Raw genomic sequence first — 1,041 nt, forward strand, 5'->3', positions numbered from 1 at the left:
CTGCGTCCGCGCCCGCCCCCGTGGCGGTGCCCGCGGTGGAGGGCGATGACGCCGCACCGGAGATTCCGGCGCTCGGCCAACTCGAGCAGCTCTCCCCCATCCGCCTGTATGGCCGCGTCGCCGCGCGGGAGCAGACGGGGCTGCTGTCGCTGGCGCTGGCCGACCGCGTCGTCCAGATTCACTTCCGCAAGGGCAACCCGGAGTTCGTCGACTCGTCCCATCCCGAAGAAGCGCTCGGGCCATCGCTGGTCGCGGCGCGGCTGCTCACGCCCGAGCAGCTTCAGCAGGCCGAGCCCGCGCAGGAGCGCTTTGGCGGAGACCTGCTCACCGCGCTCTTCGGTCTGGGGCTGCTCCAGCCGGCCACCGCCTTCGCCATCCTGGCGCAGCGCGCGGGCGGCATCCTGTCCAGGGGCCTGCGGGCTGAAGCCGGGACGTTCACCTTCGAGCTGAAGGACCTGCCCTCGCACAAGGCGATGCCGCTGGGCCACCGCTGGGCGGTGCTGAGCGACACGGTGCGCCGGATTCCTTCTGCGGACCTCAAGCGCCGGCTGACCCCGGTGCTCCAGCTTCCCATCATGAAGTCCGGTGGCGTCGTGGCCGCGAACGAGCTGCGCCTCACGCCGCACGAGGTCCGCGCGTTCACGGTCATCGACGGCGTGCGCTCGGTCGCGCAGTTGCTGACGGACTTCGCGCAGGACGCGGACCACCTGCTGCGGCTCGCGTTCCTGCTCAAGGAGTTGGACGCGGTGTCGTTCGCCGGCCAGGCCAGGACGGCGCAGGACGTGGGCCCCCGAGCGCCCGGCGCCGGAGGTGCCCAGCCCTCCACGGGTGCGCATGCGGCGAATGTCGCCGTGGGCCAGCAACCCGCGGGTGCGCAGCGTCCCGCCGGAGCCGCTCCGAACGTCGCGGGACGTCCGCAGCCCGCCGGGGTGGCGCAAGCGGCCGGCGCCGTGCCCCAACGCCCCGTGGCAGGAGCAACACCCGCGGCAGGTCCGGGTGCCACGCGCCCCGCGGGCACGGCCCCAACCGCCGGCCCCGGCG

Annotated in this window: 1 protein-coding gene; it reads left to right on the forward strand. The window is 74.3% G+C overall.

Annotated features, from left to right (window positions below; genetic code table 11):
• Positions 1 to 1,041 (forward strand): DUF4388 domain-containing protein (locus tag G4D87_RS38120; protein ID WP_338045030.1); only part of this gene is annotated, 1,041 nt, incomplete at both ends.

Origin of the sequence: Myxococcus vastator (genome assembly GCF_010894475.1) — a bacterium.
GTDB classification, from domain to species: Bacteria; Myxococcota; Myxococcia; order Myxococcales; family Myxococcaceae; genus Myxococcus; species Myxococcus vastator.